The following is a 14,508-nucleotide window of genomic DNA, read 5'->3' as shown; positions in this document are numbered from 1 at the left end:
GGATCCCGGCCGGGTAGCGGACGGTACTGGCCGTGTGCTTCGGGGGCGGCGGGTGGATGTTTCTTGGGATTTTGCTCGGCAGATGGCTCATGCCGCGGGGACGCCACTGGGGGCGGTCTCGCGGAGTTTGAGTGACGCGGACGGGCTCACGCTGGCCGCGCCGTTGGTATCTACGGTCGCCGTGCCACCGGTGGATCGCTCGGCCATGGATGGCTTTGCAGTGCGAGGCACCGGACCCTGGCGGGTGACCGGGCACGTGGGGATCGGGTGCGCCGACCCTGTGACGTTGGAGGAAGGTGAAGCCTGCGGCATCGTGACAGGAGCCGCAGTGCCGGCGGATGCAACGTCGGTAATGCGTTCCGAGGACAGCGTGCTCCTGGGCGACTGCCTCGACGGCCCAAGTGAAGAAGGCAAACACATCAGGCGGGCGGGAGAAGAGTGCAAGGCCGGTGAACAACTCCTGCCGGCCGGCGTGACCGTCGATCCCGCAGTACTGGGTCTAGCCGCAAGCGTCGGCCTCAACCGGCTGACCGTGATCCCCAAACCGCGCGTAGCCGCCCTCGTCACCGGCGACGAACTCGTCCACCGCGGCCCGTCCGGACCGGGCCGCGTCCGCGACGCCATCGGCCCGATGCTCCCCGGCCTGATCACCCGCGCCGGCGCAACCGCGGCACCCATCAGCCATCTGCCGGACGACGGCACCAGCCTGATCAACGCCCTCGAAACAGCAGACGCCGAGCTCATCCTCGTCTCGGGCTCGTCCGCCTCCGGTCCAGCCGACCATCTCCGCCCGGCGCTGTCCGCCCTCGGCGCCGACCTGATCGTCGATGGAGTCGCCTGCCGCCCAGGCCACCCCCAAGCCCTTGCCCAGCTGCCCGACGGCCGCTTGGTGCTCGGGCTCCCCGGCAACCCCTTCGCCGCCCTCGTCGCCTTCCTGACCCTCGGCGTCTCGGCTCTCCTCCGCATGCGCGGCCTCTCACTCCCAGGCCTCACGCTGACCCCCATCCCCGGCGGCCTCCAGTGCCACCCCCACAGCACCCGCCTCGTCCCGGTCCGCCTCGAGCCGTACGGCGCCGTACCGGTCGGGCATGGCGGATCCGCAATGCTCCGAGGCCCAGCCGCAGCCGACGCACTGGCCGTCGTCGACCCCGGACCGGCCGAAGCGATCGCCGCACGACTGCTGCCACTCGATCCAGGAGCACGCCCATGGGCCGTGTGATCGCGCGCCGTCCGGTACTGCGTCTCGGCCCGGGAGGCGAGCGGAAGCGCCCGGACTCGATCGCCGTCGAGGAACCTCTCGAGCTCCGCGTCGACGGCAAACCGCTCGCCGTCACGATGCGCACCCCCGGCCACGACGTCGAGCTGGCCCACGGCTTCCTGCACACCGAAGGCGTGATCGGAAGTGTCGACGACATCCGCGAAGCGCGGTACTGCGATTCCTTTGACGACGAAGGCCGCAACACCTACAACGTCCTCGACCTTGGCCTGGCTCCCGGCGTACCGCCGCCTCTCGCCGGTGTAGAGCGCAACTTCTACACCACCTCGTCCTGCGGCGTCTGCGGCAAGGCGTCCCTGGACGCCGTCCGGGTGAAGACGCGATTCTCCCCGGCAGACGATCCGATGACCGTGCCGTTCGACGTACTGGCCGGGCTGCCCGACGCGTTGCGGGCCAAGCAGCAGGTCTTCGACCGGACCGGCGGACTGCATGCGGCCGGCCTGTTCACAGCGACCGGCGAACTACTCGTCGTCCGCGAGGACGTAGGGCGTCACAACGCAGTCGACAAGGTGGTCGGCTGGGCTGTCCTCGGCGGCATGATCCCGGCCGCCGGCTGCATCCTGGTCGTCTCCGGGCGTACGTCGTTCGAGCTCGCGCAGAAGACTGTGATGGCAGGCATCCCGGTTCTCGCCGCCGTCTCCGCGCCCTCGTCCCTCGCGGTCGATCTGGCGGAGGAGGCCGGCATCACCCTGGCCGGTTTCATCCGCAACGGCAGTATGAACGTCTACACCCGTCCGGACCGCATCACGACCGCGGCCGCACCGGCGTGGGCCGGTCCGTAGAGCGCCTCCCCGCGCTCTTCGAGGAAGGCCCAGTAGCGGTCGCCGAAGGACCAGTGCCACCACTCGGTCGGATAGTTCACCAGCCCAGCCGCGGACAGTACGTCGGCCAGTAACGCCCGGTTGGTCCGTGCGTCCCGGCTGATGTTGGTCGCATCGAAGAAGCACGCGCCGTTGCTCTGCTCGGGTGTCGCGTCGATCGGCGTACCCAGGTCGAGCGGGCCGTGGGCGCCGATCAGTGTGAGGTCGACAGCGGCGCCGGCGACGTGCGGCGCCACCTCGACCGGGGACACGAACCGGCTCGCCAGGACATGTACGTCGTGATCGGAGATGCCGGGGTGCAGGCGCTCGAGTTCGGCCCGGTAGCCGTCGTAGATCTCCTGCTGGCTCTCGATCGGTCGGAGCCCCTCCACCACATGCAGTTGGATCCCTGCCGGTAGGAAGGTGTCCGCCACGGCCAGTCGGTCGGCCACACTCTCACGGGCGAACTGCTGGTTCGGCGTCGAGATGCCGCGGGTGTAGAGGTCGACCAGCGGCTCGCCGGTCTCGGCCACCGGGATCGTGGTGATCCGCTCGTCGCTCAGCAGGACGGTCATCCGTTCGCCACCGCCGTTCGCAACAGCGTGTCGACCACGTCGGCGTAGCTCATGCCGGCCGCCGCCCACATCCGCGGGAACTGCGAGGCCGGGGTGAACCCGGGGAACGTGTTGATCTCGTTGACCACCGGCGCGCCCTCGGCCGGGACGAAGAAGTCCACCCTGGCCAGCCCTTCACACCCGAGCACCTCGAAGACCTCGATCGCCGTACGCCGCAGTCGCTCGGCCAACGCAGGCTCCAGCGGCGCGGGTACGACGAAACGCGTGGCACTGCTGTCGTACTTGGCAGTCGCGTTGAAGAACGGCTGGGTCGGATCGCTGTGGATCTCCAGTGCGGGCGCGGTGTCGACGTGGCTGTCAGGGAATTGCAGCACAGCCAGATCGATCTCTCGGCCGACCATCTCTCGTTCGACCAGTACGTGCGGATCGACGTCGGCGGCGTCCGCGATCGCCCGCGCCAGCGAGGTCAGGTCGGTCGCTCTGGTCACGCCGTAGCTCGAGCCGCCGTTGCCCGGCTTCACGAACACCGGGAAGTCCAGGCCGGCCGCCTTGATCGTCTGCATCGCGGCCTCGGTGTCGGTGAGATCCGGTCCGCTGAGTGTCACCCCTGGAGTAACCGCGATTCCGTGGGCTCTGAGGACCGCCTTGGTGAGGTGTTTGTCCAGACCGACCGCGCTGGCCGCGACGCCACTGCCGACGTACGGGACCTTCAGTTGGTTGAGGAATCCCTGGAGGGTGCCGTCCTCGCCGCCCTCGCCGTGCAGGGCCGGGACGGTGACGTCGCAGGCCTGCAGGATCTCGATCGCCTCGTGCTGCCCGTCGATCCAGTTGCCCTTGGCATCGATCACCAGCGGGATCGCCGTGTGGCCGAGGATCTCGACCGCCTTCGCGATGCCTCTGCCGCTCGCCAGCGAGACCTGGTGTTCGGGGCTCACGCCGCCCATCACTACCGCGACCTTCATCGGTTGCCTTCCTCGTAGCGTCGGGGCACCCGGGATCCGATGCCGCAGTAGATCTCGTGCGGGATGGTGCCGGCCCAGCCGGCCCAGTCCCTGGCGGTCGGCTCACCCTGCGAGCCGTCGCCGAAGATGGTTACCGGTTCGCCCGGTTCGACCGCCAGGTCACCGGCGTCGACGACGAACTGGTCCATTGCGATCCGCCCGATCACGGGCATCCGGACGCCCCGGCAGAGCACACTCGCCTGGCCGGCCGCGACCCGCGGGATGCCGTCGGCGTACCCAAGTGGGACCAAGGCGACCGTGGTGTCCCGCGGCGCGATGTAGTCATGGCCGTACGAAACCCCTTCACCGGCGTGGATCCGGCGTACCTGGGCCAGCTTGCTCATCAGCCGCATCGCCGGCCGCAGCCCGATGCCTGTCTCGTCGATGCCGTACAGACCGGCGCCGATCCGGACCAGATCGCAGTCCGGCGCGTCGAGCGTGATCGCACCGGCCGAATTGGCCAGGTGTACGACGCTGGGCCGCAGACCGGCCCGTCGTGCGAGACTCACCCCGGTCCGCAGGAGCCGGAGCTGCCTCTGGCTGTGCACGGCGTCGGCGGAGTCGCCGTGCCAGAGGTGGGACCAGATCCCGCGGACCGTGACGGCGCCGAGCGCCTCGTAATGCGCCGCCGCACGGGTGAGCTCGATCCACTGGTCAGGTGCACTGCCGGCCCGGTGCAGTCCGGTGTCCAGCTTGAGGTGCACGCAGTGGACGGACGGGATCGAAGCGACGCGCTGGAGTTCGGCGATCGTCGAGACGCTCACGTCCACGTCGACGTCACCGAGCAGCATCAGCTCGGCGGCGTCGTACAGCCAGGTGAGAATCGGAGTTGTCAGTCCGCCGGCGCGCAACTGCAGCGCCTCGTCGGCGCGAGCCACACCGAGCCAGGTCGCCCCGGCCTCGACCGCCGCGCGGGCCACCGGTACGGCGCCGTGGCCGAAGGCGTCGGCCTTGACCACGGCCATCACGTCCTGCGGGACGAGCCGCCGGAAGGTCCGGACGTTGTCGCGGACGGCCGAGAGATCGACGACCGCCTCGGAGAGTCCGGCAATCCCACGTGCTGCCCGACCATCAGACACGGCCTGAACCAGGTTCATGACCGCCATTGTTGTTTCTGGCAACCATCAGGATCATCGGAGTAAGGAACGATGTTGCCCGGGCCGGGTGTACGACCCTGGTAGTACGAGTTGGCATGCCCTGGGCTGACCTGCCTCGTCATAATGGACGAGTGGAAGCCACCGATCACCTGAAGGCGTCGCTCCTCGCGGCGATCGCGCTGGCGAACACTTTCGGCTCCGCGTGGCGCCAGGGACGGCCCGCCACCGCGCCCTCGACGGAGTCCGTCGCCGACGTGCTGCGGCTGACCACCAACCGCGTCGGCTCCCCGGATCCTGCGGAGTACGCGTCCGGCGGCAAGACCCTGTACGACGCCCTCAGCCACCTGCCGGAGGTCGATCCGGCGGTCGAGCTGGTGAACAACTTACTCCGGGTAACCAAGGCCGCGCCGCAGCTCGTCCGGGACGACGGCGCACCGTGGCATCTGCACTTCGCCGGTCCGGACGTGTCCGAGGCGACAGGTTGGCTGGCCGAGTTCGCCACCGCGGTGGCGATGCTGCTCGGCAGTGACGACGCCCATCGCCTCCGTCGGTGCGAGGCGGAGCGGTGCGAGGACCTCTTCCTCGACGCGACCAAGAACCGCACCCAGCGGTTCTGCTCAACGGCCTGCCAGAACCGCACCAAGGTCGCCGCCCACCGGGCCCGCACCGCCTGACCCGGTCGCCGTCACCATCGTTGCTTCCGGCAACCAGCCGAGCTTCGTGTAGAGGCGAACGCCTTCGGTGGTGGCCATCAGCAGACCCGTCCGTGCGCCGCGTTCGATGGCCCGCCGGCTGAGCGCACCCATCACCACACTGCCGAGTCCGCGTCGCCGATGCGCCGGATCGGTGTGGATGTCATGCATGACCGCATCATTGTCGACAATCGCCACCATGCCGCGAGCCGCGACCTCACCTTCGTGGAGCAGTCGCACGTACTCCAGCGCGTCGTCGGTCTGCGTCGTCACCTGGTACGACGCGGGCGGCTCCGGCTGCGGCTGATCGGCGAGCTCGATCGACATCAATACCTTCTGCTCGGCGAACGGTTCCAACCCGGCGGCGCTGAGGCGTCGCGTGATCTCGTCGCCATGCTGGGTGGTCACAGTCAGCCAGACGTCCTCGGACGTCCGCGCCACCAGATGGTCGACCACCGCTGGGTCATCCGCGCGGGCGAACAGTTCCCGATCTCGTCCGGGCAACCGCAGTACGACGGCGAACGCATCGTCGTACTCGATCGCCGGCTCGAGGCCACGGCAGCGCCGCCAGCCGTCCACCCACCGCCTGAGGAGATCGTCCATACGGAGGATCGTAACTGTTTATTGTTCGATAGTCAGTTACTCGCGTCCGAGTACGAAGGTCTGGATGGCGACCACCGCGCCGCCGCGGGCCCACTCGCTGAAGTCGGCAGGCTGGAGGACCATCGGCAGTTCCACGCTGGACGGGTGCCGGTCGGCGTGCAGCCCGGCCAAGAGATCGTCGTGCGCGACGTCGGCCAGGCGGACGCCCTCGCCGCCGAGGACGACGAGTTCGGGCATGGTGAAGTTCGCGGCCGCCGCGATCAGCCGGCCCAATGCGCGGCCGGCGCGGCTGATCACCTGGCTCGCGGCCGGATCGCCTTTGGCTGCGAGGTCGAGGCATTCCTCGTAGTCGACCGATCGGCCGAGCGCCGCACCGACCTGTTCGGTGATGGCGCCGACTGTCAGCAGACTGATCGCGCAGCCGTGGTGCCCGCGATCGCAACGGGGTCCGTCCGGCAGCAGGGGGTAGTGGCCGATCGTGCCGATACTCGTGTCCGGGCTGTCCACGATCCGATTGTGGACAATCAGGCCGTACCCGACTCCGGCGCCGATCGTCAGCAGTACGAAGCGGTCGACGCCGCGGCCCGCGCCGAACCAATGGGTCGCCTCGGTCAGCGCGACCAGGTCGTTCGCGATCACGACCGGCGTACTGGTGTGGGCGGCGAGGATCTCGCCGAAAGGTACGTCGACCCAGTTCAGGTACGGCCCCCAACGGACCTCGGAGTTGTTCGCCACCCGGCCGCCGAGCGCCACACCGAGCCCGGTGATCGGCCCAGGCGCCTGGAGAGCGAGGTCGTCGGTGAGCTCGAGAACGAGCGCAGCCACCGCGGACGGCGTCGGATCGGTCAGCGGGCGCTCGGCACTCGCGATCACCTCGGCACGCAAGGTCGTGAGTACGCCGATTGCCGTGTCACCAGTGAGTTTGATGCCGACGAAGTGGTGTGCGCCGGGGTCGAGATCGAGCGGCTGCGACGGCCGGCCGACCCGGGCGTCTGTGGGTCCTCCGGCGACCTCGACCAGCAGACCGGACTCCACCATCGGCTTGGTCAGCCGGGTCAGACTCCCCGGCGACAGGCCCACGCGGCGTGACAACTCGGCACGCGACAGCGGCCCGTCGAGCAGGATCTCCAACGCGACCTGCCGCGACGGTCCGGTCAGCGGACGCCACTCACCCATTTCGACAGGGTATCCGCGCACGCTGGGGATGGACGCCGGGACGTGACCCGGTCCGCGGTTCTGGCCGCACAAGCCCCGGCGTCGAGATCAACCCAACGTCGTGTAGGTGTCCACACCCCTCGAAATGGTGAACGCACCAACGGCGCCGTACCCAATTCTTTACGAAGTATGCCCCTACTCGGCCAGAAAGGATCGGGGACAACGCTGTCAGAAAAGTAACCCCGGCCTTCGCCCGCAGGACGGATAAAAGCGTCGGGCCGATCAGCGGCCGCGGGTCGTCAGGCCCGGTAGCACCAGAGTGAGCCACCGGGATCGCACCGCCGGAGGCTGGTCGGTGGGGGCTGTGTTGATCAGCAGATAAAAGTCCTGGACCGTCACGTCGTCGTGCAGCTCGCCGTCGGCCTGGGCGGCCTGGATCAGTTCCGCCAAGGCCGTGCCGGTGCGATCTTCCACGAGTTCGTCGGTCGGATACGCGCCGAGCAGGCGGGCCGCGGCCTTCACCGCGTGATCCGTGGCGGATGCCTCCAGCACGCGCTCGACGAGTCCGAGGATCTCGTCCATCGCCTTGGCGCCGCCGGCCGTCCGCTCCCGGGCCGCCTCGATGTCGTCGGCGACGCGATCCAGGTGCTCGGTGAGGACCGCGCTGACCAGGTCGGTCTTGTTCGGGAAGTGCCGGTACAGCGTGCCGACCGCCACCCCGGCGGCCGCGGCGATCTCGTCCATCCCGGCGTCCGGGCCGTGCAGGGTGATCTGCTCCCGGGCGGCGTCCAGGATCTTCGTCCGGTTCCGGACCGCGTCGGCGCGCGGGCTCATGGGCCTCCTCGGCTGGGCGTTGCAAGATCGTGAACGCAGGTTCATGATAGGCGTGAACCAGCGTTCAGCTTATCCCCTGGGAGTGCCATGACAGCCAGGATCGCCCTCGTCACCGGCGCCTCGTCCGGTATCGGCGAGGCCACCGCGCGGAAACTGCACGCGCTCGGGTATGTCGTGTACGGCGCCGCCCGCCGCGTCGACCGGATGGAGCAGCTGGCCGCCGACGGCATCCGGACCATCGCCATGGACGTCACCGATGACGACTCGCTGCGGACCGCAGTCGACCGCATCCTCAGTGAGACAGGGCGGATCGACGTACTGGTCAACAACGCTGGCTACGGGTCGTACGGCGCTGTTGAGGAGGTGCCGCTGGACGAGGCGCGGTACCAGTTCGAGGTGAACGTGTTCGGTGCCGCGCGGCTGATCCAGTTGGTGCTGCCCGGGATGCGGACGCAGCGGAGCGGCACGATCGTGAACATCAGCTCGATGGGCGGCCGGATCTACACGCCGCTCGGTGGCTGGTACCACGGCACGAAGTTCGCACTGGAGGCGCTCAGCGACTGCCTGCGTCTGGAGACCAAGCCCTTCGGCGTCGACGTGGTCGTGATCGAGCCGGGCAGCATCCAGACCGAGTGGGGCGACATTGCCGCAGGCAACCTGCGCAAGGTCTCCGCCGACGGCCCGTACGCCAAGCGGGCCGGCGCCATGGCCGCGTCGATGGCCTCCGAAGCCAACGCCCGCCGGAACTCCCCGCCCACAGTCATCGCCGACGCCATTGCCAAAGCCGTCACCGCCCGCGGTCCCCGAACCCGCTACACCGCCGGCTTCGCCGCCAAGCCACTCATCACCCTCCGCCGCGTTCTCCCGGACCGCGCCTTCGACGCCCTGATCAGCCGCGTGACCGGCACCGCGGTGTAGCGCTACCGCGGGAGTTTGCGGGTGTCGATGAGTTGCTGGGCGACGTCGCGGAGTTTGGTGTTGGTGTCCTGGGAGTAGCGCTTGAGGATGGCGAAGGCCCGGTCGCCGTCGACGTCGAAGCGTTCCATCAGGATGCCCATCGCCTGGCCGACGAGTTTGCGGGCATCGACGGCCTGCGCCATCGACCGCTCGTGCCGCGCGGAGGCGAGAGCAACGGATGCGTGCCGGGCGAGGATGTGGGCGATCGCCTCGTCGTCCTCCGTGAACGCATCCGGGAACGGGCTGTAGAGCCCGAGTACGCCGACCGTCGCACGAGCCGCACCACCAGTCGCCAGCGGTACGTCGAGCACGCTGCGCACCCCGAGCGCGGCAACCTTCGCGGCCCACTCCGGCCAGCGGTCGTCGGTTGTGGTGTCGCGGATCAGGACCGTGGACCGGTCCCGCAACGCGGTGACCAACGGACCGTTCTGGGTGCCGAGTTGCAGGTCGTACACGTCCCTGACAACCGGATCGGTGACGGCGGCGATCTCCGCCTGTGATCCACGGGAATACAACGCCACACCGGCGTACGTGCAGTTGAGCGCCTGCAGGGCGAACTGAACGACGGCGTCGACCGTCTCGTCCACCCCTGGGGCGTCGTGCAGCTCGATCGCCAGACGCGCGAACGCGTCCGCCGACGTCGCGGCGAGATCCTGATCGGTCATCACAGGGACTCCAGTCGTGCTCGAGCCATCGGGCACCCCGTGGCTGGAGTGATCCTCAGGAGACATGATGCAGCCCACTGCCCGGAATCTGTTAGCTGGACCGCCGAGGAATTTTCTGGGTCGCTGGACCCAAAACGCTAGAGTGAACCCCATGACGGACTTCTCCGCTCTGCTGAGCGGCCAGACCAGCTGGCGGCGGGAGTTCGCGGCACCGATGCGTGCCTTTCTGCGGACCGAAGCGGGCAGTTCCGGAGTCCTCGCCGCAGCCATCGTGGTCGCCCTGCTGTGGGCCAACGTCGCTCCCGAGCTGTACGACGATTTCTGGCGGACCGAACTGTCCGTCGGCCTCGGAGACCACGTCCTGAGCCTCGACCTACGGGAGTGGATCAACAGCGGCCTGATGACGCTGTTCTTCCTCGTCGTCGGTCTGGAGGCGCGCCGCGAATTCGACCTCGGCGACCTGCGCGAGCGCAGCCGTTTCGTGCTGCCGGTGCTGGCCGGCGTCACCGGAATGATCGTGCCGGTCCTCATCTATCTCGCCTTCAACCTGGGCGGCGACGGCGCGCACGGCTGGGGAGTCGCGATGTCCACCGACACCGCGCTGGCGCTCGGCCTGCTCGCCTTGGTCGGCCGCGGCGTCCCCGATCGGATCCGGGTCTTCCTGCTGACGGTGTTCGTCGTCGACGACCTCCTCGCGCTGGTCGTGATCGGCGTCGTCTACAGCGAGGACGTCGACCTGACGATGCTGGCGGCGGCGATCGTCGCGTTCGCCGTCGTCCTGACGCTGGCCATCTACCGCGTCCGCATCGCCTGGCTGTACGTCGTCCTCGGCCTGGTCATGTGGGCCGCGCTGCTCACGAGTGGCGTCGACCCCGTGGTCGCCGGACTCGCGATCGGCCTGACGGCAACGGCGTACACGCCGGGGCGTGAGGAACTCGAGCAGGCGACCGGGTTGGTCCGCCTGTTCCGTGAGCAGCCGACGCCCGAACTGGCGCGGTCCGCGACGGTCGGACTGACCGCGACGATCTCACCGAACGAGCGCCTGCAGTTCCTGTACCACCCCTGGGCCAGCTACCTGATCGTTCCGCTGTTCGGGCTGGCCAACGCCGGCATCCCGATCGACCTGGACTTCCTCGGCCGGGCGTACACCGCACCCATCACGCTCGGCATCCTGATCGGGTACGTCGTGGGCAAGCCGGTCGCGGTGACCGGTGCGTCCTGGCTGCTGGACCGCGCCACCGGCGGCCGCTTCCGCCCGCAGGTCGGCTGGGCCGGCGTGATCGGCAGCGGGACGATCGCCGGCATCGGCTTCACCGTGTCCTTGCTGATAGCAACGATCGCCTTCGATGGACAGGAGTTGGTCGAGGCCAAGCTCGGCCTGCTGTCGGCGGTCGTGGTGGCGTCCGTCCTGACCTGGCTGGTGTTCCGGACCGCGAAGCTGCTGTCGCCACCGAAGAAGGCGATGGCGCTCCTCGGCGACGCCGAGCAGCTGGTCGACCTGATCGACGCGGTGGATCCCGAGCGCGACCACATCCGCGGTCCGCATGACGCGTCGGTGACATTGGTCGAGTACGGCGACTTCGAGTGCCCGTACTGCGGGCGGGCGGAGCCCATCGTCCGCAAGCTGCTCCTGGACGACGACCTGCGCTACGTCTGGCGGCACCTGCCGCTGAGTGACGTGCACGCGCAGGCGCAGATCGCGGCCGAGGTGTCGGAGGCGGCGTCCGCCCAGGGGGCCTTCTGGGAGATGCACGACCTGCTGCTCGCGAACCAGGACAAGCTGCAGCCGGCCGACCTGCTCGGGTACGCCGCTCAGCTCGGACTCGACACGGACCGGCTGCACGACGAGGTGAAGCGGCACGTCGCGGCGGCCCGGGTCGCGCAGGACGTGGAATCAGCCGATCTGAGTGGCGTGTCGGGAACTCCGACGTTCTTCATCAACGGGCAGCGGCACTACGGCGCGTATGACGTCGAGACGCTGAAGGCCGCGATCCACGTGGCCCGCGCGCGGGCGAAGATCAACCGTCGGGGCTGACTGGATCTTGTGGTACCAGGGCATTTCTGCCACTGTCGCGGGATGGCGCGGATGCCTGACGCTGGTGGCTCCGATCAGTGTTGAGGAGCCCGCCATGACCGTTCTGACCTCGGTTGTCCTGCAGACGCCGGCCGCGCGCCGCGACGCAGCCGTCGCGCACTTCGCCGGCCGGTTGTCGTTCGAGGCAGACGTCTCCGATGTGGCCGCGGACATCGGTGCCGGGGCTATCGGTTGGGTGCTGATCGACAGTCGCAGTCAGGAGAGCTGGGACCAGGGTCACGTGCCCGGCGCGATCCACCTGCCGACCCGCGAGATCGCTGCGCGCGCGGCGTCCGTCGTACCCGAAGGTGTGACGGTGGTGACGTACTGCTGGGGGCCGGGGTGCAACGGGGCGACCAAGGCGGCGCTCGAGTTCGCCCGGCTCGGCTATCCGGTGAAGGAGATGATCGGCGGGTTCGAGTACTGGACCCGCGAAGGGTTGCCGGTGCAGACGGCCGGCGGCATCGAACGCCGCGCGACCGATCCGCTCACCGCGCCGCTCGGGATCGCCTGCGCCTGCTGACCGGGCTCAGAGACCGGCCAGGTAGTCGGCGTTGCCGCGGATGGCGGCCTCGTAGCGCTTGATCTCCGCGCTGTCCACGCGGTCGGCGATGACGAGCAGCAACGACGCCAGTGCTTTGTCCTTCTGCCCGGCCGCGTGCAGGGTCAGCGCCTTGAACACCCGCAGCGAGTCCGACTCCGGGAACTCCGCGCAGGCCTTCTTGAACACGTCCAGCGAGTCGTCGAACCGGCCGAGGTTGCGCAGCGTGCTGCCGTACTGCAGCAGGCACTTGCGTCGCGTCTCCCCGCTCAACCCGGGCAGCGCGCGCTCGTAGTACTCGATCGCCTTCGCTTCCTGGCCGTCGCTGTCGTACGACCCGCCAACCTCGTACAGCACGTACGGGTTGCCCGGATGCTCGATCAGCAGCCGCTCGAAGTAGTCGATCGTCGGCTGCATGTTCGACCGGTCCCGCCGCCCGAACGCCTCCTCGATCGTCGCTGCCAGTTCCGGCGTCAGTTCTGTTGTCACCACTCCATCATGCCGCGTCCAGCCGATCCTCCGTCGTGCGGTGTTGCTGCCAGGGCCAGGAGCCGGAGATCTCGACCTCGAGGGCGAAGCTGAGGACGGTGCGGATGACGACGATCAGGCCCAGGACGAGGACGGACTGGACCGAGGTGTCGACGAGGATCGAGCGGATGATGTCGCCGACGATCAGGATCTCCAGACCGAGGAGGATGACCCGGCCGAGGTTGACGCGCAGACGCTGGTAGGTGTTGGTGCCATGGTGCAGTACGTCGTACACGTAGCGGATCAGGACGACCGCGAGGCCGATCGCCATGATGAAGACGCCGGCGCCCTCGATCACCCGCGCCACGTCGGCGAACACGGCCTCGAAGTCCACCGTCCACAGGTATCAGTCAGGCGGCCGCGGTGGTGGCTGGCTCGCCGGGGTTGATGTTCTGGTTCAGGTGGAAGACGTTGTCCGGGTCGTACGCCGTCTTGAGCGCGACCAGCCGGGCCAGCTTCGCCGGCGGAAAGGCACGGTTGATCGGGTCACCGTTGAGCGTGTTCACGTAGGCCCCGTTCGCGTACGGCTCCAGCGTCGCGGCGTACTCACGAAGCTGGGTGATCCGTGCCTCGTCCTCCGCCGGGTCCTCCCACCGCGTCGCGGTGACGAACTCGAACAAGGTGTGCCGGTGGCTGAACGCGGCATCCTCGTCCGGTACGTCGGCGATCGCACCGCCGTACGCCTGCAGGCTCGCAGCCACACCGGGAGTCTGCAGCAGGGCGCGGATCGCGTCGTCCGGCAACGCCTTGAAGTAGTGGCCCTTCCAGTAGCGGCGGTAGCGGTGTCCCTGCACGTTGTCGTCGCGGCTCTGCAAGGTCAGGTACGGCATCTCCTCGATGGACTCCTCCAGCACCGGACCCAGCGCACGGAACGCCGGCAGCAGGTTGTAGCCGCCGCTCCCGACCCACACGTACCCAACGGTGACGGTGTCCGCCTTGATGGTCGCGGTGAACGTCGCCTCGCGCGGTGCCTGCGCGTTGAGTTCCCGCCAGCCCCGCAGTACCGGGAAACCTGCCGACGCCGGATAGGTGAACTCGGCAACCAATGCCCGCGTCCCGACCTGGTGCAGGCGGAACTCGAACGACGTGACGATCCCGAAGTTCCCGCCACCGCCGCGCAGTCCCCAGAACAGTTCCGGGTTCTCCTCGGCGCTCGCGCGAACCACCTCGCCGTCCGCCGTGACCACCTCGTACGACGCCACGTTGTCGCAGGCGAGACCGAACTGCCGGGCCAGCCAGCCCATCCCGCCGCCGAGGGTCAGGCCGCCGACGCCGGTGTGCGAGACGTTGCCCGCGGTCGTCGCCAGGCCGTGTTCCTGCGCGGCCCGGTCCAGCTCACCCAGCAACGCGCCACCCTGGATCCAGGCCAGTTGCCGCTCAGGATCGACCCGGACCGCGTTCATCGGCGTGAGGTCGATCATCAGGCCGCCGTCCGGCACAGCGAGACCGGCGATGTTGTGGCCGCCGCAGCGGACCCCGATCTCGAGTCCGGCCGTCCGGGCGAACCGGACCGCGGCCACCACGTCGGCGGTGTCGTGGCACCGGGCGATCACGGCGGGGCGTCGGTCGACCATCGCGTTCCAGACGGTGCGGGCCTCGTCGTAGCCGGCGTCGCCGGCGCGTAGCAGGGTGGTCATCGTTCTGGCTCCTTCGCAGCGGGTTGTGTTCACCACCCTGACAGCGAAGCGGTACTCCGATAAGGTCCAGTTT

General features: G+C 68.8%; 16 protein-coding genes. 6 read left to right on the top strand and 10 right to left on the bottom strand.

What is annotated here, in order from left to right; translation table 11 throughout:
- The first annotated feature begins 82 nt into the window (after window positions 1–82).
- Both E0H75_RS00275 and fdhD read left to right on the top strand, forming a co-directional pair.
- Window positions 83–1,219, top strand: coding sequence for a molybdopterin molybdotransferase MoeA (locus tag E0H75_RS00275; RefSeq protein WP_131511018.1), 1,137 nt, complete (start codon window positions 83–85; stop codon window positions 1,217–1,219).
- On the top strand, window positions 1,207–2,058 hold the full coding sequence (gene fdhD, locus E0H75_RS00270) for a formate dehydrogenase accessory sulfurtransferase FdhD (RefSeq protein WP_131511017.1): 852 nt from the start codon (window positions 1,207–1,209) through the stop codon (window positions 2,056–2,058). Before E0H75_RS00275 ends, fdhD begins: the two co-directional genes overlap by 13 nt.
- Here the strand turns inward: fdhD and E0H75_RS00265 are convergent.
- The 3 genes from E0H75_RS00265 to alr are packed head-to-tail and all read right to left on the bottom strand — an operon-like array spanning window position 2,001 to window position 4,749.
- Window positions 2,001–2,651 (bottom strand): M15 family metallopeptidase, encoded by a 651-nt coding sequence (locus E0H75_RS00265; protein WP_131511016.1) that lies wholly within the window; start codon window positions 2,649–2,651, stop codon window positions 2,001–2,003. The two genes, fdhD and E0H75_RS00265, sit on opposite strands and share 58 nt — an antisense overlap.
- Entirely contained in the window at window positions 2,648–3,613 is a 966-nt protein-coding gene (locus E0H75_RS00260; protein WP_131511015.1) for a D-alanine--D-alanine ligase family protein, read from the bottom strand. The genes E0H75_RS00265 and E0H75_RS00260 overlap by 4 nt, the downstream gene beginning before the upstream one ends.
- Window positions 3,610–4,749, bottom strand: coding sequence for an alanine racemase (gene alr / locus E0H75_RS00255; protein WP_131511014.1), 1,140 nt, complete (start codon window positions 4,747–4,749; stop codon window positions 3,610–3,612). The genes E0H75_RS00260 and alr overlap by 4 nt, the downstream gene beginning before the upstream one ends.
- Before the next feature lie 131 nt (window positions 4,750–4,880).
- Between alr and E0H75_RS00250 the strand changes: the two genes are divergently transcribed.
- Complete coding sequence (locus tag E0H75_RS00250) at window positions 4,881–5,423, top strand: CGNR zinc finger domain-containing protein (protein ID WP_165553335.1); 543 nt, start codon at window positions 4,881–4,883, stop codon at window positions 5,421–5,423.
- On the opposite strand, the gene E0H75_RS00245 is transcribed toward E0H75_RS00250, so the two are convergent.
- The 3 genes from E0H75_RS00245 to E0H75_RS00235 form a co-directional block, all read right to left on the bottom strand.
- Window positions 5,367–6,044 carry a GNAT family N-acetyltransferase gene (locus E0H75_RS00245; protein WP_131511012.1) on the bottom strand — a complete coding sequence of 226 codons (678 nt, stop codon included), beginning with the start codon at window positions 6,042–6,044 and terminating at the stop codon, window positions 5,367–5,369. The two genes, E0H75_RS00250 and E0H75_RS00245, sit on opposite strands and share 57 nt — an antisense overlap.
- Window positions 6,045–6,080: 36 nt before the next feature.
- A complete protein-coding gene (locus tag E0H75_RS00240) occupies window positions 6,081–7,220 on the bottom strand; it encodes an ROK family transcriptional regulator (RefSeq protein WP_131511011.1) in 1,140 nt (379 codons plus the stop codon).
- A 261-nt stretch (window positions 7,221–7,481) separates the two neighbouring features.
- Window positions 7,482–8,033, bottom strand: a complete 552-nt coding sequence (locus E0H75_RS00235) for a TetR/AcrR family transcriptional regulator (RefSeq protein ID WP_202872783.1) — start codon at window positions 8,031–8,033, stop codon at window positions 7,482–7,484.
- Window positions 8,034–8,120: 87 nt separating this feature from the next.
- Here E0H75_RS00235 and E0H75_RS00230 point away from each other — a divergent pair, with 87 nt between their 5' ends.
- Entirely contained in the window at window positions 8,121–8,951 is an 831-nt protein-coding gene (locus tag E0H75_RS00230) for an oxidoreductase (protein WP_131511009.1), read from the top strand.
- A gap of 2 nt (window positions 8,952–8,953) precedes the next feature.
- Here the strand turns inward: E0H75_RS00230 and E0H75_RS00225 are convergent, their stop codons facing one another.
- Complete coding sequence (locus tag E0H75_RS00225; RefSeq protein ID WP_131511008.1) at window positions 8,954–9,655, bottom strand: GAF and ANTAR domain-containing protein; 702 nt, start codon at window positions 9,653–9,655, stop codon at window positions 8,954–8,956.
- A 151-nt stretch (window positions 9,656–9,806) separates the two neighbouring features.
- Between E0H75_RS00225 and nhaA the strand changes: the two genes are divergently transcribed.
- Window positions 9,807–11,690: a Na+/H+ antiporter NhaA gene (nhaA, locus tag E0H75_RS00220; RefSeq protein WP_131511007.1), complete on the top strand. Its 1,884-nt coding sequence runs from the start codon at window positions 9,807–9,809 to the stop codon at window positions 11,688–11,690.
- A 94-nt stretch (window positions 11,691–11,784) separates the two neighbouring features.
- Window positions 11,785–12,252 (top strand): rhodanese-like domain-containing protein, encoded by a 468-nt coding sequence (locus E0H75_RS00215; RefSeq protein ID WP_131511006.1) that lies wholly within the window; start codon window positions 11,785–11,787, stop codon window positions 12,250–12,252.
- 6 nt (window positions 12,253–12,258) lie between these two features.
- Here E0H75_RS00215 and E0H75_RS00210 read toward each other — a convergent pair whose 3' ends face one another.
- Genes E0H75_RS00210 through E0H75_RS00200 form a run of 3 tightly spaced genes read right to left on the bottom strand, consistent with a single transcriptional unit; the run spans window position 12,259 to window position 14,435 of the window.
- A complete protein-coding gene (locus E0H75_RS00210; RefSeq protein ID WP_238162731.1) occupies window positions 12,259–12,759 on the bottom strand; it encodes a tetratricopeptide repeat protein in 501 nt (166 codons plus the stop codon).
- A gap of 7 nt (window positions 12,760–12,766) precedes the next feature.
- Window positions 12,767–13,132, bottom strand: coding sequence for a DUF1622 domain-containing protein (locus tag E0H75_RS00205; RefSeq protein ID WP_202872782.1), 366 nt, complete (start codon window positions 13,130–13,132; stop codon window positions 12,767–12,769).
- A 16-nt stretch (window positions 13,133–13,148) separates the two neighbouring features.
- Complete coding sequence (locus E0H75_RS00200) at window positions 13,149–14,435, bottom strand: FAD-binding oxidoreductase (RefSeq protein ID WP_131511005.1); 1,287 nt, start codon at window positions 14,433–14,435, stop codon at window positions 13,149–13,151.
- Between the last annotated feature and the right edge of the window lie 73 nt (window positions 14,436–14,508).

The organism is Kribbella capetownensis (genome assembly GCF_004331485.1).
In the GTDB taxonomy this organism is placed as follows: Bacteria; Actinomycetota; Actinomycetes; order Propionibacteriales; family Kribbellaceae; genus Kribbella; species Kribbella capetownensis.
The sequence above is the reverse complement of the archived record's forward strand: the minus strand, read 5'-3'. Positions and strand labels throughout refer to the sequence as shown.

Bases quoted from the DNA above. Each gene is read 5' to 3' on its own strand.
- E0H75_RS00275 (WP_131511018.1), top strand. From the start codon at position 83: ATGGCTCATGCCGCGGGGACGCCACTGGGGGCGGTCTCGCGGAGTTTG.
- fdhD (WP_131511017.1), top strand. From the start codon at position 1,207: ATGGGCCGTGTGATCGCGCGCCGTCCGGTACTGCGTCTCGGCCCGGGA.
- E0H75_RS00265 (WP_131511016.1), bottom strand. From the start codon at position 2,651: ATGACCGTCCTGCTGAGCGACGAGCGGATCACCACGATCCCGGTGGCC.
- E0H75_RS00260 (WP_131511015.1), bottom strand. From the start codon at position 3,613: ATGAAGGTCGCGGTAGTGATGGGCGGCGTGAGCCCCGAACACCAGGTC.
- alr (WP_131511014.1), bottom strand. From the start codon at position 4,749: ATGAACCTGGTTCAGGCCGTGTCTGATGGTCGGGCAGCACGTGGGATT.
- E0H75_RS00245 (WP_131511012.1), bottom strand. From the start codon at position 6,044: ATGGACGATCTCCTCAGGCGGTGGGTGGACGGCTGGCGGCGCTGCCGT.
- E0H75_RS00240 (WP_131511011.1), bottom strand. From the start codon at position 7,220: ATGGGTGAGTGGCGTCCGCTGACCGGACCGTCGCGGCAGGTCGCGTTG.
- E0H75_RS00235 (WP_202872783.1), bottom strand. From the start codon at position 8,033: ATGAGCCCGCGCGCCGACGCGGTCCGGAACCGGACGAAGATCCTGGAC.
- E0H75_RS00230 (WP_131511009.1), top strand. From the start codon at position 8,121: ATGACAGCCAGGATCGCCCTCGTCACCGGCGCCTCGTCCGGTATCGGC.
- E0H75_RS00225 (WP_131511008.1), bottom strand. From the start codon at position 9,655: ATGACCGATCAGGATCTCGCCGCGACGTCGGCGGACGCGTTCGCGCGT.
- nhaA (WP_131511007.1), top strand. From the start codon at position 9,807: ATGACGGACTTCTCCGCTCTGCTGAGCGGCCAGACCAGCTGGCGGCGG.
- E0H75_RS00215 (WP_131511006.1), top strand. From the start codon at position 11,785: ATGACCGTTCTGACCTCGGTTGTCCTGCAGACGCCGGCCGCGCGCCGC.
- E0H75_RS00200 (WP_131511005.1), bottom strand. From the start codon at position 14,435: ATGACCACCCTGCTACGCGCCGGCGACGCCGGCTACGACGAGGCCCGC.